This is a genomic window from Exiguobacterium sp. s6 (assembly GCF_018618155.1).
In the GTDB taxonomy this organism is placed as follows: Bacteria; Bacillota; Bacilli; order Exiguobacteriales; family Exiguobacteriaceae; genus Exiguobacterium; species Exiguobacterium mexicanum_A.
On the sequence record NZ_JACSLN010000001.1, the window covers coordinates 142531 to 158989 of the forward strand.

The 16459-nt window shown below is 54.3% G+C and carries 17 protein-coding genes and 2 riboswitches; of the genes, 10 read left to right on the plus strand and 7 right to left on the minus strand.

What is annotated here, in order from left to right; translation table 11 throughout:
- Window positions 1-2 precede the first annotated feature (2 nt).
- Window positions 3-1499: a potassium/proton antiporter gene (locus KNP75_RS00850; protein WP_215190371.1), complete on the minus strand. Its 1497-nt coding sequence runs from the start codon at window positions 1497-1499 to the stop codon at window positions 3-5.
- Window positions 1500-1654: 155 nt separating this feature from the next.
- On the opposite strand from KNP75_RS00850, the gene KNP75_RS00855 reads away from it, so the two are divergent.
- A complete protein-coding gene (locus KNP75_RS00855) occupies window positions 1655-2590 on the plus strand; it encodes an ATP-grasp domain-containing protein (protein WP_215189338.1) in 936 nt (311 codons plus the stop codon).
- 239 nt (window positions 2591-2829) lie between these two features.
- Here the strand turns inward: KNP75_RS00855 and hemQ are convergent, their stop codons facing one another.
- Window positions 2830-3609, minus strand: coding sequence for a hydrogen peroxide-dependent heme synthase (gene hemQ, locus KNP75_RS00860; RefSeq protein ID WP_215189340.1), 780 nt, complete (start codon window positions 3607-3609; stop codon window positions 2830-2832).
- A gap of 338 nt (window positions 3610-3947) precedes the next feature.
- On the opposite strand from hemQ, the gene pta reads away from it, so the two are divergent.
- The 4 genes from pta (at window position 3948) to KNP75_RS00880 (ending at window position 6234) form a co-directional block, all read left to right on the plus strand.
- A complete protein-coding gene (pta, locus tag KNP75_RS00865) occupies window positions 3948-4937 on the plus strand; it encodes a phosphate acetyltransferase (RefSeq protein WP_034779454.1) in 990 nt (329 codons plus the stop codon).
- A gap of 77 nt (window positions 4938-5014) precedes the next feature.
- Window positions 5015-5734 carry a DUF2711 family protein gene (locus tag KNP75_RS00870; RefSeq protein ID WP_215189342.1) on the plus strand — a complete coding sequence of 240 codons (720 nt, stop codon included), beginning with the start codon at window positions 5015-5017 and terminating at the stop codon, window positions 5732-5734.
- A gap of 36 nt (window positions 5735-5770) precedes the next feature.
- Window positions 5771-6070 carry a rhodanese-like domain-containing protein gene (locus KNP75_RS00875; RefSeq protein WP_215189344.1) on the plus strand — a complete coding sequence of 100 codons (300 nt, stop codon included), beginning with the start codon at window positions 5771-5773 and terminating at the stop codon, window positions 6068-6070.
- A complete protein-coding gene (locus KNP75_RS00880) occupies window positions 6067-6234 on the plus strand; it encodes a hypothetical protein (protein ID WP_200881507.1) in 168 nt (55 codons plus the stop codon). Before KNP75_RS00875 ends, KNP75_RS00880 begins: the two co-directional genes overlap by 4 nt.
- 36 nt (window positions 6235-6270) lie before the next feature.
- Here KNP75_RS00880 and folE2 read toward each other — a convergent pair whose 3' ends face one another.
- The gene (gene folE2, locus KNP75_RS00885; protein WP_021066012.1) at window positions 6271-7179 is read right to left on the minus strand and encodes a GTP cyclohydrolase FolE2; all 909 of its coding nucleotides are present in this window, start codon (window positions 7177-7179) and stop codon (window positions 6271-6273) included.
- 256 nt (window positions 7180-7435) lie between these two features.
- Here folE2 and KNP75_RS00890 point away from each other — a divergent pair, with 256 nt between their 5' ends.
- Window positions 7436-8269 (plus strand): TerC family protein, encoded by an 834-nt coding sequence (locus tag KNP75_RS00890; protein WP_034779447.1) that lies wholly within the window; start codon window positions 7436-7438, stop codon window positions 8267-8269.
- 36 nt (window positions 8270-8305) lie between these two features.
- Here the strand turns inward: KNP75_RS00890 and KNP75_RS00895 are convergent, their stop codons facing one another.
- The 4 genes from KNP75_RS00895 to KNP75_RS00910 are packed head-to-tail and all read right to left on the minus strand — an operon-like array spanning window position 8306 to window position 11271.
- On the minus strand, window positions 8306-8839 hold the full coding sequence (locus tag KNP75_RS00895) for a 1,2-dihydroxy-3-keto-5-methylthiopentene dioxygenase (RefSeq protein ID WP_021066014.1): 534 nt from the start codon (window positions 8837-8839) through the stop codon (window positions 8306-8308).
- Window positions 8840-8852: 13 nt separating this feature from the next.
- On the minus strand, window positions 8853-9470 hold the full coding sequence (locus KNP75_RS00900; protein ID WP_215189346.1) for a methylthioribulose 1-phosphate dehydratase: 618 nt from the start codon (window positions 9468-9470) through the stop codon (window positions 8853-8855).
- On the minus strand, window positions 9467-10117 hold the full coding sequence (locus tag KNP75_RS00905) for a 2-hydroxy-3-keto-5-methylthiopentenyl-1-phosphate phosphatase (RefSeq protein ID WP_215189348.1): 651 nt from the start codon (window positions 10115-10117) through the stop codon (window positions 9467-9469). The genes KNP75_RS00900 and KNP75_RS00905 overlap by 4 nt, the downstream gene beginning before the upstream one ends.
- Entirely contained in the window at window positions 10114-11271 is a 1158-nt protein-coding gene (locus KNP75_RS00910) for a 2,3-diketo-5-methylthiopentyl-1-phosphate enolase (RefSeq protein ID WP_215189350.1), read from the minus strand. The genes KNP75_RS00905 and KNP75_RS00910 overlap by 4 nt, the downstream gene beginning before the upstream one ends.
- Window positions 11272-11340: 69 nt before the next feature.
- Window positions 11341-11442, minus strand: a riboswitch (SAM riboswitch).
- Window positions 11443-11647: 205 nt separating this feature from the next.
- Window positions 11648-11750, plus strand: a riboswitch (SAM riboswitch).
- 81 nt (window positions 11751-11831) lie between these two features.
- Here KNP75_RS00910 and mtnK point away from each other — a divergent pair.
- From mtnK to KNP75_RS00930, 4 genes are read left to right on the plus strand one after another with little or no spacing between them, the layout of a single operon-like run.
- Window positions 11832-12986, plus strand: coding sequence for an S-methyl-5-thioribose kinase (gene mtnK / locus KNP75_RS00915; protein ID WP_215189352.1), 1155 nt, complete (start codon window positions 11832-11834; stop codon window positions 12984-12986).
- A complete protein-coding gene (gene mtnA / locus KNP75_RS00920; protein WP_215189355.1) occupies window positions 12983-14017 on the plus strand; it encodes an S-methyl-5-thioribose-1-phosphate isomerase in 1035 nt (344 codons plus the stop codon). Before mtnK ends, mtnA begins: the two co-directional genes overlap by 4 nt.
- Complete coding sequence (locus KNP75_RS00925; protein ID WP_215189357.1) at window positions 14010-15086, plus strand: sugar ABC transporter substrate-binding protein; 1077 nt, start codon at window positions 14010-14012, stop codon at window positions 15084-15086. The genes mtnA and KNP75_RS00925 overlap by 8 nt, the downstream gene beginning before the upstream one ends.
- Window positions 15086-16459, plus strand: coding sequence for a sugar ABC transporter ATP-binding protein (locus tag KNP75_RS00930; RefSeq protein ID WP_215189359.1), 1374 nt, complete (start codon window positions 15086-15088; stop codon window positions 16457-16459). The genes KNP75_RS00925 and KNP75_RS00930 overlap by 1 nt, the downstream gene beginning before the upstream one ends.

Below are 16459 nucleotides of genomic sequence, written 5' to 3' on the forward strand. Positions count from 1 at the left end.
AGTCACAATTCGACGCGTTCTAACCCGTCCTCCCCGAATTTTCGGTCGAGTTGGTCATGGCGATACGTCGAGGCGAGCACGTACAACAAGTCACCGGGTTCGATTTTCGTCTGGCCCGTCGGTGGGATGAGATAGTCTTGACGGACGATCGCATTCACGACCGTGTTCGGTGGCAAGGTGATATCGGCGAGCGTCTTGCCAATCATCGACGATTCCTCGGTCGCCACGTAAGGGACGAGCTGATGCTGCGACTGTTTGCTCGATACGAGAGCGATCGTATACGGCGAGCGAATTTTATCCGGCCCGAGCAAATTGAGTTTCGCCGCGAGCGGTGTCAGTGTCGTTCCTTGAATCAAGGCGCTCGTCACGACGACGAAGAAGACGGCGTTGAAGATAATCTGACTGTTGTCGATTCCGGCGATGAGTGGGAACGTGGCAAGGACGATCGGGACGGCGCCCTTTAGTCCGGCCCAAGAGATGAACAACTTCTCCTTGTTCGTGAATTCCATGGTGATCGTCGATAAATAAACGGCGATCGGCCGGGCGATGAACATGAGGATGAACGAAATCAACAAGCCTTTCCAGATGAGATCAGGGTCGAGCAACTGTCTCGGGAAGACGAGCAAGCCAAGAATGACGAACATAATGATTTGCATGATCCAGGCGAGCGCCTCGGAAAATTGAACGATCGTTACTTCGTGGGCCGTATGCGCATTTCCGACGATCATCGCGGCGAGGTAGACCGCGAGCAGACCGCTGCCCGCAAAGTAAGCAGCGACGCCGTACGTCATGAACGCCATCGAAATCATGAGGACCGCATGGAGACCACTCGACTCGAGTCGTAAGTGATTGAGCATGAGACGGGATAAATTCCCGAGCATGTAACCGACGAACGCCCCGACGATAATCTGTAGGACGAACATCCAGAGACCGTCCCAAATCGTCGTGTTGGGTTTTAACATGAAATCGAGGGCGAGAATCGTCAAGAACATTGCCATTGGGTCATTCGTGCCGGACTCGGCTTCGAGTGTCGCGCCGACTTTCGGCGAGATATTCTTTCCTTTAAAGGCGGCGAAGACGGCAGCCGCATCGGTTGAACCGATGATCGCGCCGAACAGGAAAGATTCAATCCAGTCGAAACCAAATACGAAACGAACGGCCACGGCGATAAGTCCGGTCGTCAACAAGACGCCGATCGTGGCGAGCGAAGCGGACGGAGCAAGCACACTTCGAATCGACGACCATTTCGTCTGCAGTCCACCCTCGAACAAAATGACGACGAGTGCGGCGACACCGATCATTTGAGCGAGATTGGTGTCGTCGAAGAAAATCAGGCCGGTGATATCGCTACCCATCAGCATGCCAATGCCCATAAACAGGATCAAGGCAGGCAAGCCGAAACGAGTCGATACGCGTGTGGCTAACACGCCGGCGACAAGGAGCAGACCAAATAAAAGAATCAAAAAATCGGTACTCAAAATCGGTGCGGTCAAACACATCACTTCCTTCTTCACGTTAATGTTCGCATTGTATTATTAAGTTCATTATACCATGAAATGGTTATGAATTAAGAATCAACGCACCATCGATTATGCAGATTGGAATAATCGGATATAGATATGATAAAGTAAGGACAATCAAAAGGGGGATTCACATGGCTAAAATTCACGTACTCCACGAAAACAACGAATGGACGGACCATCTCGTCCGACGACTCGAGGAATTATCACTTTCATATGAACTGTGGCATCTCGATCAAGGCATCATCGACATCGCGGCCGAGCCGCCCGAAGGCGTCTTCTATAACCGGATGAGTGCCTCGTCGCACACACGGGGGCACCGGTATGCGCCGGAGTTGACGGAAGGTGTGCTCGCTTGGCTCGAGGCGAACGGACGGACCGTCTTCAACGGCACACGCGCGATTCGGCTCGAAGTGAGCAAGGTCAATCAATATACGGCGCTCCGCCAAGAGGGAATTCGGGTGCCGAAGACGATTGCGGCCGTCGGGAAAGCCCAAATCATCGAGGCGGCCGAGAAGCTCGGGATGACGCCGTTCATCACGAAGCACAACCGGGCCGGTAAAGGGCTCGGGGTTCAGTTGTTTCATTCCGTTGATGCGTTGAAGGCATACGTGAACGGACCGACGTTCGAGGAGTCGATTGACGGGATTACGCTCATCCAACAGTATATCGAGGCACCGAAACCGTTCATCACGCGCTGTGAGTTCATCGGTGGCAAGTTCGTTTACGCGGTGCGCGTCGATACGTCAGACGGCTTCGAACTCTGCCCGGCCGACGCTTGCTCGATTGAAGACCAGTTTTGCCCGGTCGGCGAGACGCCACCGGCGAAGTTCGAGATCGTCGCCGGTTTCGACGACCCGATTATCAAGCAGCTAGAGGCGTTTCTGAAGAACAATCACATTGCCGTTGCTGGAATTGAAATCATCGAAGACGAGGATGGAAACGTGTACGCGTATGACGTCAACACGAACACGAACTACAACTCGGACGCCGAAGCGAAAGCAGGGCAGTACGGGATGCTCGAACTCGCGACGTTCCTAGGGGACGCCTTGACGGTCACGACTAAATAAAGACAGAAGAAAGGGTCAGGCTTTTGCCTGACCCTTTCGCTGTGTATGTTGTAATTGCTGTTCAAATCGAAGTTGGACTAGTTCTGCCGTCGGTGCCATTCGTTCAATGAACGAATCTAAACGTTTCGCCGTGTCTCGATCTGATTCCTTGAACACGCGCATCGTTGTTCACCTCATTGATCATTGTAATGTTGCTTCTACAACAATGATTCCCGAGGGCGTGATGGCGTAAACATCGTTTAGCCGAGGAATGTGGCAAGTGCTTCTTTAGGAAGGATGTTCCCGACATAGAAGTCACCGAACTCGCCATATTTGGCACTGACTTCGTCAAAGCGCATCTCATAGACGATCTTCTTGAATTGGAGCGAGTCTTCCGCGAACAACGTGACGCCCCATTCCCAACCGTCGAAACCAGTCGAGCCGCCGATGAACTGTTGAATCTTACCGGCATAGCTGCGGCCGATCATGCTGTGTCGATACATGAGGTCTTTGCGCTCATCCATCGACAACGTGTACCAGTTGTCCCCATCGCGACGAGCCTTGCTCATCGGGTAGAAGCAGATGTGGGCCGCTTTCGGGAGTGTCGGATAGAGGCGGGCCCGGATGTGAGGGTTCTCGTACGGGTCACCGTCTCCTGAACCACGGTACATGCCGAGTTCGATCACGGAAACGTATGAATAGCTTGGAATCATATAATCGTACAATTTCGTCTTGCGGAGGGCGAGTTCGACTTGCTCGAGCTCTTTGAACGTCGGGCGAAGGACCATCAAGACGACGTCCGCCTTTTGGCCAAGGATTGAATAGAAGGCGTGGCTTCCTTCACCGCGTGTCTCGACATCTTCGAGTGAGCCGAGGAAGGCGACGAACTCGTCAATCATCTCTTGACGGGCGGTTGGGTCGACTGCTTTTAAACGAGTCCAATCGATGGAGCGGAAATCATGGAGCGTATACCAACCGTCTAACGTGGCGGCTGCGTGTTGCGTATCGGTTGTCGGTGTTGGTGCTGGACGTTCTGACATTAAAAAAACTCCTTTCGAGACTAGGCTTCGCTGACTATTTTACCATACACGAATCACCGCCTGGCAAATTTGACGCCGTTGTGAGGGTAGTCACACTTCGAGCTGGGTAAAGAGGTAAAGAGCAAGTTTTATGAAAACGGCTTCACAATGGGCTGTATCAGTCAAAAACGATAAACTGTTCTATCCATATAATGATTGATTTCAAGCGATTTATGACGAAATGGGCAGAATAGTTTATTTTAAAAAACGTACTGTGTATAATAAAACTCGCATATGGACGAGAGCGTCCGAGAGAGAAAAAATCCGATTTCTTCTAATCGAAAAGGAGTTCATTCACTATGAAACTATTTGACACGTTGAAACAAAAAGTCAGCCCGATTCGCCCGACCATCGTCTTCCCAGAAGGTGTTGACGAGCGCGTCCTCGGCGCTGCTGTTCGTTTGAAGAATGACGGCATGGTCGAACCGATCGTCATCGGACCAAAAGCTGAGCTTGAAGCGGTCGCTGCGAAGCATGGCTTTGACATCTCAGGTTTGACGCAATACGACCCAGCGACGTACGAAGACATCGACACACTCGTCGAGTCGTTCGTCGAACGCCGTAAAGGTAAAGCGACACCGGAACAAGCACGTGAATTGTTGTCGTCAGACGTGAACTACTTCGGTACGATGCTCGTCCACACAGGAAAAGCAGAAGGTCTCGTCTCAGGCGCGATGCACGCGACAGCCGACACGGTCCGTCCGGCCCTACAAATCATCAAGATGCAAACAGGCATCAAAAAGACGTCAGGCGTCTTCATCATGGTACGTGACGACGAGCAGTACGTCTTCTCGGACTGCGCGATCAACATCGCACCGGACGCGGCTGACCTCGCCGAAAACGCCTACTTGTCAGCGTTGACAGCGAAGACGTTCGGCATCGAGCCGCAAGTCGCGCTCCTCAGCTTCTCGACAAAAGGATCAGCGAAGTCGCCAGAGACGGAGAAAGTCATCGAAGCGACACGTCTCGCCAAAGAGAAGGCACCGAACCTTCCAATCGACGGCGAACTTCAATTCGATGCGGCATTCGTCCCGAGCGTGGCGGCGAAGAAAGCACCAGGCTCTGAAGTAGCCGGAAATGCGAACGTCTTCGTCTTCCCAAGCCTCGAAGCCGGAAACATCGGCTACAAGATGGTTCAACGTTTCGGCGGATTCGAAGCGATCGGACCGATCCTTCAAGGTCTCAACAAGCCGGTCAACGACTTATCACGTGGCTGTAACGAAGAGGACGTCTATAAATTGACGCTCATCACAGCGGCACAAGCGATCGACGAGCGCAACGAAGCGTAAGTCGCAAGCATCCTTCCTGAGCGGAGGATGCTTTTTTTGTGGTCCCATTGTAAACTATTGGAAAAGGGGGCGAGGAAATGGATGAAGTGGAAGGTATCATCACATTGCCGGAAGGGCATCGGTACGCCATGTTCGGTGGCGGAGATGATTATCCGATCAAAACGTATTACGAAGGGGTGTTCGAAACAGTATTCGTCGTGTTTCATCCGTTTCTAGTCCCGAAAGACGACCCGACCGCGGTTGACCGTTATGTCGAGATGGATAAAAATGAGGTCGAACAGCAATTTCGGGCCATCACATGGGCAGATATGCGTCGCCGACTTGGTTTCGATGACATCAAACGCATCGATCACGCGCTCCGGACGATGATTGCGGCGCTGAAACCGCACGCCGAAGATCAAGAAGGTGCGAATCGAATCATCGAATTTTGCGATAGCGAGAACGTACTTCCACCAGGCGAAGGGGAGCTGTCGAATCTTTTAGAGAATCAGGTGTTACGAGCACTTCTTGAGATGGGAGAAGAGTGGATGTGGAGCGGGGACGAGTTCTGCACGGAACGGCATCTCATCAACATTCGGGAGACGCTAACCTCCGATACGTGGGGGATGCGGCATCGGACGTTCTTCGGACATCTACATGATTGGCTCATCGTACCGCCTTGGGATAGCCATTTCACGTTGATTTGCGGCAGCCGAGCTTGGGTCGAGCAGGTGGTCGAGCGGTGCGAACTCGAAGGGTTCTATTGTGATGAAAACACGACAATCAATTGGAGTTTGTTTGATCGAAAACTGAGGTAAACTAGTAAGGGACAACACTTTTAAGGGGGAACCACCATGCAAAACATCCACGCAACCGAATTACGTGAAAAACTCGAGAACGGCGAATCGCTCCACATCATCGACGTCCGCGAACAAGACGAGTACGATGCGGGTCATATCCCGAACGTACCGCTCTATCCGCTGTCTGAATTTCCTGGCGTGACGGACAAGCTCGCGAAAGACAACGTCTATCACGTCATCTGTCGCTCAGGCGGCCGCAGTGTGACAGCATGTGATTATTTGGAGTCAGCAGGCTACAAGGTCATCAACGTCGAGGGCGGCATGCTCGCTTGGGACGGTGACGTCGAAGCGTGATGCTCGACAATCCATGGGTCGTCATCCCGCTATTGATCGCGCTCTACTTGACCGTCTACACGTTCGTCAAACGAGTCGATGGGGACAAGTGGCGGCTCGTCTGGGCGGTCTGGATCATCGTCATCGTCATGATGTTGACGATTCGACTCGTCCAAAGCCTATAGAAAAACGAGTGAAGCCCGCGTAGGCTTCACTCGTTTTTAGTTATCGCGCTTATCGAATGTGATCGAAGCGATCGCATCATGTTGGTGAATCGACTCTTCGTTGCGGCATTCGACGAAGAAGTTGACGACTTGTTTCATTTCGTACAAGTCAGCCGCGATCAAGCGGACCATGTCTTCAACGAAACGCGGGTTTTCGTACGCAATTTCTGTCGCACGTTTCTCATCCGGACGTTTGAGGACAGGGTGAAGCGGGGCCGATGCGTTCGACTCAGCTGCCTCAAGAAGCGCGAGACGCCAGTCGAAACCGTCGAGCGATGCTTCATCGAGACCAGCTTCAATCGTGATGTAGCCGCGTTGGTTGTGGGCACTGTATTCACTGATTTCTTTCGAGCATGGGCAAAGTGTTGTCACGTTGATGACAAGACCGACCGTTACGCTCGCCATACCAGTCTCTAAGTTATACGTCACGTTGTGCATGACGTCCGCGTTCATAAGACCGCTGAGACCTGTCGCCGGGGCTTTACGGCTAAAGAACCATGGGTAACGGACCGTCAATTGACCTTCCGTCTGTTCCATGCGCTCGGCGAGTTCTTGCGCGAACTCGATGAGCGAGCGGTTCGATAACGTCCAGCCTTGCGTGTGGTACGCGTCGAGCTGTTCTGTCAGACGCGACATGTTGATGCCTTTACGGTCTTGGACGAGCGATGTCGTCAACTCGAATGTGGCGACCGTCGCTTGGATGCCGTCTGGCGTCTCGATGTTGACCGGGTGTTTGACGTTTGAGATGCCGACGCTGTCGAGCGCGAACAAGAAGTTTTTTGGTGTGTTTTGTAGATCGACCATTTTATCTTTTTCAGTTGGCTTCGTGCCTTTGATCGGCGGGACCGAACCGAATAATTTATGTCGTTCTGCTTTAGTAGGTAAAGCGACATGGCTTGTAGACATAATCGGATTCTCCTTTTTTGAGAGGGCAAATGACTGCCACTCGTTCTTGTTAGGATTTTATCACGAAATGTACATCGACCGGGTACCATTTTGCTCTTTGAACATGCTTTGAACGTGCTCACAAATGAAAAAACTTCAGCAATTGAAGAAAAGAAGATTGATTTCAATCTAAATGGGGAATAAAATGTTCCTGTGAACTTAAAATATAGATCACTGTTAAATATGAAGGAACACAACAGAAAAAGGGGATGTTTTAATGGATTGGCAGTTAATCCTGCAGTACGCCTGGATCATCGTCGTACTCGTCGGTCTTGAAGGGCTGCTTTCTGCAGACAACGCGCTCGTCTTGGCGGTCATGGTCAAGCACTTGCCACGGACAGAGCAGAAGAAGGCACTATTTTACGGATTACTCGGAGCGTTCGTTTTCCGCTTCATCGCTTTGTTCTTGATCTCGTTCTTGATCAACGTCTGGCAAGTCCAGGCGCTCGGTGCGCTTTATTTGATCGGGATGAGTGCGCGGCATCTGTATATGACCTATAAGGCCCGTAAGATGGATCCGAAACAAGACCTCGCCGCTGAGGCGAAAGAAGAGACGGCCATCACGGAGAAGCCGGTCACGAAGAAAGAGTTCTGGTGGACGGTTGCTAAAGTCGAGTTCGCCGATATCGCCTTCGCGGTCGATTCGATTCTCGCAGCAGTCGCGCTCGCGGTCAGCTTGCCGCCACTCGGGCTCGGTGAGATCGGCGGCATCGACTCTGGTCAGTTCTTCGTCGTCTTGACAGGTGGACTCATCGGGGTCATCTTGATGCGTTTCGCCGCACGTATTTTCGTCAAGTTGTTGCATCAACGCCCATCACTCGAAACAGCTGCTTTCATCATCGTCGGCTGGGTCGGCGTGAAGTTGACGGTGCTCGTCCTCGAACACCCTGGCTTCAAGAAATTGATTGCCGGCACACCGTTCGAATTCATGGGTCTTCCGGACGGATTCGTCCACTCGACGGCGTGGACCGTGTTCTTCTGGTCGGTCATGGTCGGGATCGCGGCATGGGGTTGGTTCTCTTCAAAACCGACAGCCGCTGCCAAACATTAAAAAATGGTCTCTCGCCTTTGGGCGAGAGACCATTTTTCATGCTGTCACGTCTTGTTTCTCGTAAATCGGCACCCATCCCTCGGTCGTCACAAAGATGCGGACGGCGACGACTTTGCGGTCGTCTTGGAGCGTGAAGTAGTGGCGTGTGTTCACCGGCACCGAGATGAGGTCACCCGGGTTAAGCTCGATGTTGAAGTAGCCGCGCTCGGCGTCATCGATGGCGAAGATGCCATGGCCACTGACGATGAAGCGGACCTCGTCATCTGTGTGATGATGTTCCTTTTGGAAGTTGACGAGCAGTTCGTCCAAGTTCGGCGTCGCATCCGACAACGAGATGACGTCTGCCGTCTCATAGCCACGGCGCTCCGACACGTCACGAATCTCGTCACGGAACGTCGACAAGATCGCTTGTTTGTCCTCGTCCGTCAACTGATAGTTCTCTTGCAGGTTTTCCGGGAGCTTTGTGATATCCCACTGCTCATATAAAATCCCGCGTGACTCTAAAAAGGCACTCACTTCAGTTTGATCGACGTAACGTTCTTCGGTTTGTTGGAAATAGACAGTTGCCATGGTTGGTTCCTCCTTATGAATGGACGCCTAGGGCGCGTAGTTTTAACGTATAGCTGAACAAGAACTCGTAAGCCTCTAAATAACGTTTGGCCGCGGCCGGGGTCTCGCCCCAGACGGTGATGCCGTGATTGCGGATGAGGACGGCGCCGGCGTTTGCCCGGATATGAGGGGCGAAGGCGGCTGCGAGCGTCGGGATGTCCGCATGGTTCTCGATAATCGGTACGCGGACGACCGCATCCTCGTCCCAGAAGCCGAGCGCCTTGATGATCTCTTGGCCGGTGAAGATGACTTCGCCGGTGGCGGCATGGAGCTCGGAGATGACATTATTGTCGACCGTATGGACGTGGAGCGAACACGTCGCGTCCGTCCGATTGAACACTTCGACGTGAAGCAGCGTCTCGGCGGATGGACGACCGTTCTGTTCGCCAATCAAGCGTCCGGCCGCATCGACGTGAACAAAGTCGTCCGGTGTTCGTTTTCGTTTATCGCGTCCGCTCGCCGTGACGAGAAATTCGAGCGGGTCATCGGAAACGCGAATCGCCAAATTCCCACTCGTTCCGGGGAACCAGTCGCGGGCGGCGAGTTCGTCTTTAATGTCGGCGAGTTCAAGCCAACGTGTCGCAAGGCTCATACGGACACCTCCTTCAAGTGATGGGTGATGTCGTCGAACGTCTCGAACGGGGCATAACGGATGCCTGCCGCTTCGCAGAGCGTGATGAGTTGACCTCGGGCATAGACGAAGTCGGCACGCTTCGCGACCTCGAAATCGGTCACCGAGTCACCGATGACGATCAAGCGGTCGTCGGGATTGACGATGCGACGAGCGAGCGTCGGCTTGCAACAACCGCAATCGTTCGTACATTGTTCGTCGCAAGCGTGCGGCCAAGCGACGGTGACCGTCTCAGCGGAGAAGTCGGCGACGTTACAGTAGATGTGTTCGGGATCGACGTAGCCTTCCAAAATCGGATGGACGAAAAAGTCCATCCCGCCGCTGACGACGTCAAACTTCCAGCCATGGGCCCGAACTTCTTCTAAAAATGCCGGGAACCCTTGGCGGAGCGTGATGCGCCCCAACAAATAATCACGGTAAGTCGGGGCGGCCTCGCTCGGCAACAGTCGAAACATTTGACCGACCCCGGATCGGATGGAAATCCGTTGCTCGAGGACCGCGTCTTTCAACTCGACCCAAGCCGGCGGGGCGAACGCCTTCATCAACGCGATGATATTGTCTTCCGCCGTAATCGTCCCGTCAAAGTCGCAGAGGATATGGATCGTCATCGTGACGCCCACGCCTTCAACGCGGTATCGAGCTCGTCCGTCTGCCCTTCGGTTTGACCGAGTACGTGAGCGATGGCTTGTCGGAACGCACGAGCCCCGGCGGCTGCACCGTCCGGATGACCGTGAATGCCACCGCCGGCGTTGATGACGACATCCGTCCCGAAGTCCCGAATGATATCGGCGACGAGTCCCGGATGAATCCCCGCGGACGGGACCGGCAAAATCGGCTTCGACCAATGTGGTTCGGCACTCTGGTCGCGAATCACGAACGCCTCGTCGCGCGGTGTCGCAAGTGAGCCGTACGGTGACGGGAAGAGCGTCAAATCGGCCCCGGCGAGGCGAGGGAGTTTACCGAGTAAAAGCGAATGACTGATTGACCCGGTCAAGGCGCCGGCAAAGGCCGGATGTGCCAAGATCGGGACGTGGATATCCGGATCGTTCGCGAGTTCGCGCAGTGCGTCGAGACCGTACGTATAGACGTTGAACAGGAGCGCCGTCGCACCGGCCTCGGTGAGACGGAGCGCCTGGTCACGCAGACCGAACACGGGGCCGCTCAGCGTGATCGCGTACAGGACGCGTTTCCCGGTCGTCTCGAAGTGGGCTTGAATGACGTCTGCTCCGATCCGGGCCCGTTCGAGCGAAGGGGTGAGCGGGTTGTCGTATAAAATCTCGTCGTCTTTGACGATATCGATGCCACCGGCGAACTGATCGCGGAGTTGCTGCTCGAGAAACGCGAGGTCACGGCCGATGACGCCTTTGAAGATGCTCATGACGAGCGGGCGATCCTGAACGCCGAGCAACTCACGAATCCCGTCGACACCGAACTTGGCGCCTTTGAAATCAGAGGCGAGCGTCTCCGGCAACGTCAAATCGATTAATCGGACCGAATCATCGAGGGACAGTTTCCCGAACGTCGTCGTCAAGATGGATGAAAAGTCAGGGCTGACATTATGTAACGGATAGCGGATCGTGAAGCGGCTCGTCGTGTCCGTATGTGTGGTTGATACGACCTCACCTCGGAACGCCTGTAACTGCTCTTGCTCTAAGTGAGGCAAGTCCGTCCATGTGCCGACGGTCAGCTCGAGGGCGATCTTGTCGGCGACGGTCGCGACCGCGTCCGTCTGTTTGATTTCATATGTGGCAGTGATACTCATATGGTTCCTCCTTCCAGGCAAACAAAAATGACCCCATGCCGAGGCAAGAGGTCATCATAAAAAAATGAACTCTTATCTCTCAGCTTACGCTGCAAGAATTAGCACCGTGCCATCTCTGGTCGGTTGCTGCGACATCATCGGGCTTGTCCCTCCGTCTGCTCTTGATAAGAATGTGATTTGAAGTTGTGAAATTTAATTGAATTTTTGCACAGAATCGTCACATCGTCAATTCCTTTTTTTCCAAAAAAAATATTTTGGAAAGTTGTTTCCATATATGCACAAAAAAAGACGAAGTTACATCGGGAAATTGCCGTTGACAATCGTGACGTCGAGTCCGTAATATTCAGCACATAAGTTCACCGAATCGAATAAACCACTCTTATCGCGAGTTGGCAGAGGGAATTGGCCCGATGACGCCGCAGCAACCGACCACTAGGCACGGTGCTACATCCACCAGACGAATGTCTGACAGATGAGAGGAACAACCAGTTTGGCTGTGCCTCTTTCTCGCGGAGAAAGGGGCTTTTTTTGTGGGCAACGTACAGGAAGGGGAAAACATTATGTCATATCAACCATTTACAGAACAGACCGTCGTCGAGCATGTGAAAACGTTGGGGTTAATCGAAGACGGAGGCATCACGCATTGCGAGGAGATCGGAGACGGCAATTTGAACCTCGTTTTCCGCATCCGACAAGGCGAAACGAGTCTCATCGTCAAACAAGCGCTCCCATATGCGAAAGTCGTCGGCGAAAGTTGGCCGCTCACACTTGAACGGGCGTGGATCGAGCAGTTGGCGTTGCGCGAATTCGCCAACGTCGTCCCTCGTTTCGTGCCAGTCGTGCTTGGCAGTGACCGCACGCTCGCCTACACGATTTTAGAGGACCTGTCAGATTTTGAGATCGTTCGGACAGGCTATTTGGAAGGGAAAACGTATCCTGAACTTGCCCGCCATGTTGGGGAATTTTTAGGCGAGACGCTGTTCGCGACGTCGGATTACGCGGCCGGACCGATCGTGAAGAAGCGGATTGAACGTGACTATTACAACCCGGAACTGTGTGACATCACCGAGAAACTCATCTTCACCGACCCGTTCAAAGATGCGGAGTCGAACAACATCGAGACGGCGCTGCGAGAAGATGTCGAACGCCTTTGGCAAGACCAAGCGCTCAAGGTCGAGGTGACGAAACTGAAAGTCGGGTTTGTCACGAAACATGAGGCGCTCCTGCACGGCGACCTACATACGGGCAGTATTTTCGCGACTCAACAAGAAACGAAAATCATTGATCCAGAGTTCGCGTTTTACGGACCGTTCGGCTTCGATCTCGGACAAATCATCGCCCATTTGACGCTGTCGACGTTCCATGACCCGCTCAAACGCTTCGAACGTTTCACGGACGTCTTGACGGTATGGGAGACGTTTGAGAAGACGTTCCGGGTCAATTTTGAGCGCGCCGTCGAGCCATTTAACACAGACGGCTTCGTCGACGAGTTGTTGCGGACGATTTTCAGCGACACGATCGGCTACGCCGGTTGCGAACTCATTCGCCGTGCCGTTGGACTCGCCGGTGTCGCCGATCTCGAGACGTTGCCGGAAGCGACGCGGCTCGAACGAAAACGTGACGCACTCGCTCTCGGGACGGCGCTCATTAAAGAACGCCACAGCGTCGAATCGATTGACGACTTGGTGACGCTTTTGTCGGGGGTGCGCGTATGACGGTCCAAAATATCCGTTTCCATCCGCAGACGGACGAACTCATCGTATTAGATCAGACGTTGTTGCCGCATGAAGAGCGGTACGTGACAATCGAAACGCTCGAACAGGCCGAACATGCCATCGAGACGCTCCAAGTCCGGGGCGCCCCGGCTATCGCTTACTTCGGGGCGTTCATCCTCGCCAAAGAGGCAAGTCGGTTAGTCGATGACCCGGACTTCACGCGTCGGCTCGATCTCGTCGGACGCCGCCTGATCGCGACCCGGCCGACGGCGGTCAATCTGCAAAACGTGATCGAGTCGCTCCTTGATTTAAATGTCGGGGATGACTTCGAGGCGATTGCCGAGGAAATCAAACGACGCGCCATCGCTTTGTATGACCGGGACGTCGATACGTATCGGGCCATCGGTGAGCATGCACTGACGGTGTTGCCGGCCGGGGGGAACGTGTTGACGATTTGCAACGCCGGTGCCATCGCGACATCGCGTTACGGGACGGCGCTCGCGCCGTTTTACGTCGGAAAAGAACGTGGCGTATCCTTCAACGTCTTCGCTTGTGAGACGCGGCCGCTCCTGCAAGGGGCACGCCTCACCGTCTGGGAGCTCGACCGGGCCGATATCGACGTGACGCTCATCACGGACAATATGGCGGCTTGGACGATTCAGTCGAAACGAGTCGACGCCATCATCGTCGGAGCCGACCGCATCACACGGACGGGTCACGTCGCCAATAAAATCGGGACGTTACAACTCGCCGTCCTCGCCAAGCATTACGGCATTCCGTTCTACGTCGCTGCGCCGCATTCGACGTTCGATTTGACGGCGGACGACACGATTGAAATCGAGGAGCGGAATCCGTCAGAAGTCACACATATCGGCGGTCAACCGACGGCGCCCGTCGGTATCACCGTCTTCAATCCGGCGTTCGACGTCACCACACCGGACCTCATCACCGGACTCATCACCGAGGCGGGTGTATTCGAACCGACAGAAGCCGCCATCACACATCATGTAGGGGGAACGATTCATGTCTAAAAAAATCTTGATTTTGTTATTCACATTCGTCTTGGCGCTCGTCGGTTGCACGAACGAGCAAGCGGCTCCATCAAAGCCGGCCGAGAAGACGGCAGAGACGAAACCCGTCTCGGTCTCGAACGGGACGTTGCCGAAAGATATCGATGTCGCCTTGATTATGCAGATGTCGATCGGGACGTTCTCGTCGCAGTATATCAATGGGGTGACGGAACAAGTCGAATCGTTCGGCGGCAACGTGAAAGTGTACAACGCCGACAACGATCTGTCGAAGATGGCGAGTTACGTCGACACGGCGACGACGCAAGGGGTCGATGTCATCTTGATTGACCATGGCCGCGCCGATGCATTAAAAGAACCGGTCCAACGCGCACTCGACAAAGGCATCAAAGTCGTCGCGTTCGACAACGATTTGACGAACGACGGGGTGACGGTCATCGACCAGGACGACTATTCGCTCGCTTGGCGTTCGCTCAAGGCACTCGCCGAAGATTTGGACGGCGAAGGCAAAATCGTCACGATTTGGGTCGGTGGCTTCACACCGATGGAACGACGCCACACGATTTATGATGCGTTCTTGAAACGCTACCCAGGCATCACGGAAGTCGCCAAGTTCGGTTCGGCGACGAACAATACGGCGCTTGACACACAGAGCCAGATGGAAGCGATTTTGAAGAAGTATCCGGAAGGGGAAATCGATGCCGTATTCGCAATGTGGGACGAGTTCGCCAAAGGGGCGAGCCGTGCCATCAAACAGGCCGGACGCGATGAGATCGCGGTCTATGGCATCGATTTGAGTGACGAAGACCTGCAGCTCATGCAAGAGGACGGCAGCCCGTGGAAAGTGACGGCGGCGACGGATCCGGCTGAAATCGGACGGATCCAAGTCCGTTACGCGTATCAAAAACTGGCGGGTGAAGAGACGCCGTCGATTCATTCGGTCGACCCATATCTCGTCGACCGTGACGTCTTGCCGGACGAAAAAGTGACGATGGACGACCTCGGCCAATACGTCCCGAACTGGGGCGCGTCAGACGCGGCCTGGTCGGACTGGATGAAAGGGACGGACTGATGTTACGGCTGGAACGCGTCACGAAACGTTATGGCGACGTCACCGTGCTCGACGATGTCAACTTCACGCTCCGACGTGGCGAGATTCATGGCTTGCTCGGGTTGAACGGGGCCGGAAAGAGCACGCTCGTGAAGCTGTTGAGTGGCGCCATCACCCCCACATCCGGGACGATCGAGCTCGATGAGACACCGGTCACATTCACACCGGCCGAGGCGATACGCCGTGGGATCATCACGGTGTCGCAAGAAGTCGATGACGCCCTCTATCTCGATTTACCGATTTATGAAAACGTCGTGCCGTGGCAGGCGGTCGAACGGATTCGTCCTCGTGAGCTAAAACAGCGAGCAGCCACCTACTTGGAGCGCGTCGGACTGGATCTTGATGTGACCGAACCGGTCGGACGATTCCCGCTCAGCGTCAAGCAACGTGTCTTGATTGCCCGGGCGCTCGCGAGTGATGCGGCCTACCTCTTGCTCGACGAACCGACGGCCGCCTTGTCGACGGAAGATGCGACGTCACTGCTCACGTTATTGCAATCGCTCGCAGAGGAAGGTGTCGGCATTCTTCTCATCACGCATCGGTCGGACGAACTGTCGTGCGTCACCACGACGACGACGTTCCTCCGGGATGGCCGCATCGCTTACGAAGGGCCGTTTCAGGCGTTGTCAGAACGGGATATCCATACGTATTTGAGCGGATCCGACATGGCAGAAGCGGTAGAGAAAGCCGTTCCGGAAACCGAGATGCGGATTCAGGCAGAGCTCACGTTACCGGCGTTCGGGACGAGGTTGTCGTTCACGGCGTATAAAGGCGAAGTCGTCGGCATCGGCGGCGTCACCGGGAGCGGGAAGACGGAGTTGATCGAGGCGCTATTCGGTCTCTCCGGCGTTGAACAACAGATGACGTTGGACGGGAAACCAATCAAGATTCGTGAACCACGTCAGGCGGTTCGGTCCGGGTTCGCCCTCGTACCGGAAGAACGCCGGAAACAGGGGCTTTTCCTCGACGATTCGATTGAACGGAACGTCCTCGCGATTGAAGGGAAGGCGAACGCAATCACACGCGTATTGGCCTCGCTGCGAGTGAAATACGACCAGGTCGGGCAACCGGTCCGAGAATTGAGCGGAGGGAATCAACAAAAAGTCGTCCTCAGCAAATGGCTCCTCGAGGACCGGGACGTCTATCTGCTCGACGAACCGACGAAAGGCGTCGACGTGACGGCGAAACGGGACATTTATGAACTCGTCACCCGCCTCGCGAAAAATGGAAAGACTGTCATCTTTACGTCGAGTGAACCGCATGAACTAGAATTGATCGCCAACCGGACGCTTTGGCTCGACCGCGGCCGTTGGCAACAGAAAGGAGGCGTCTAA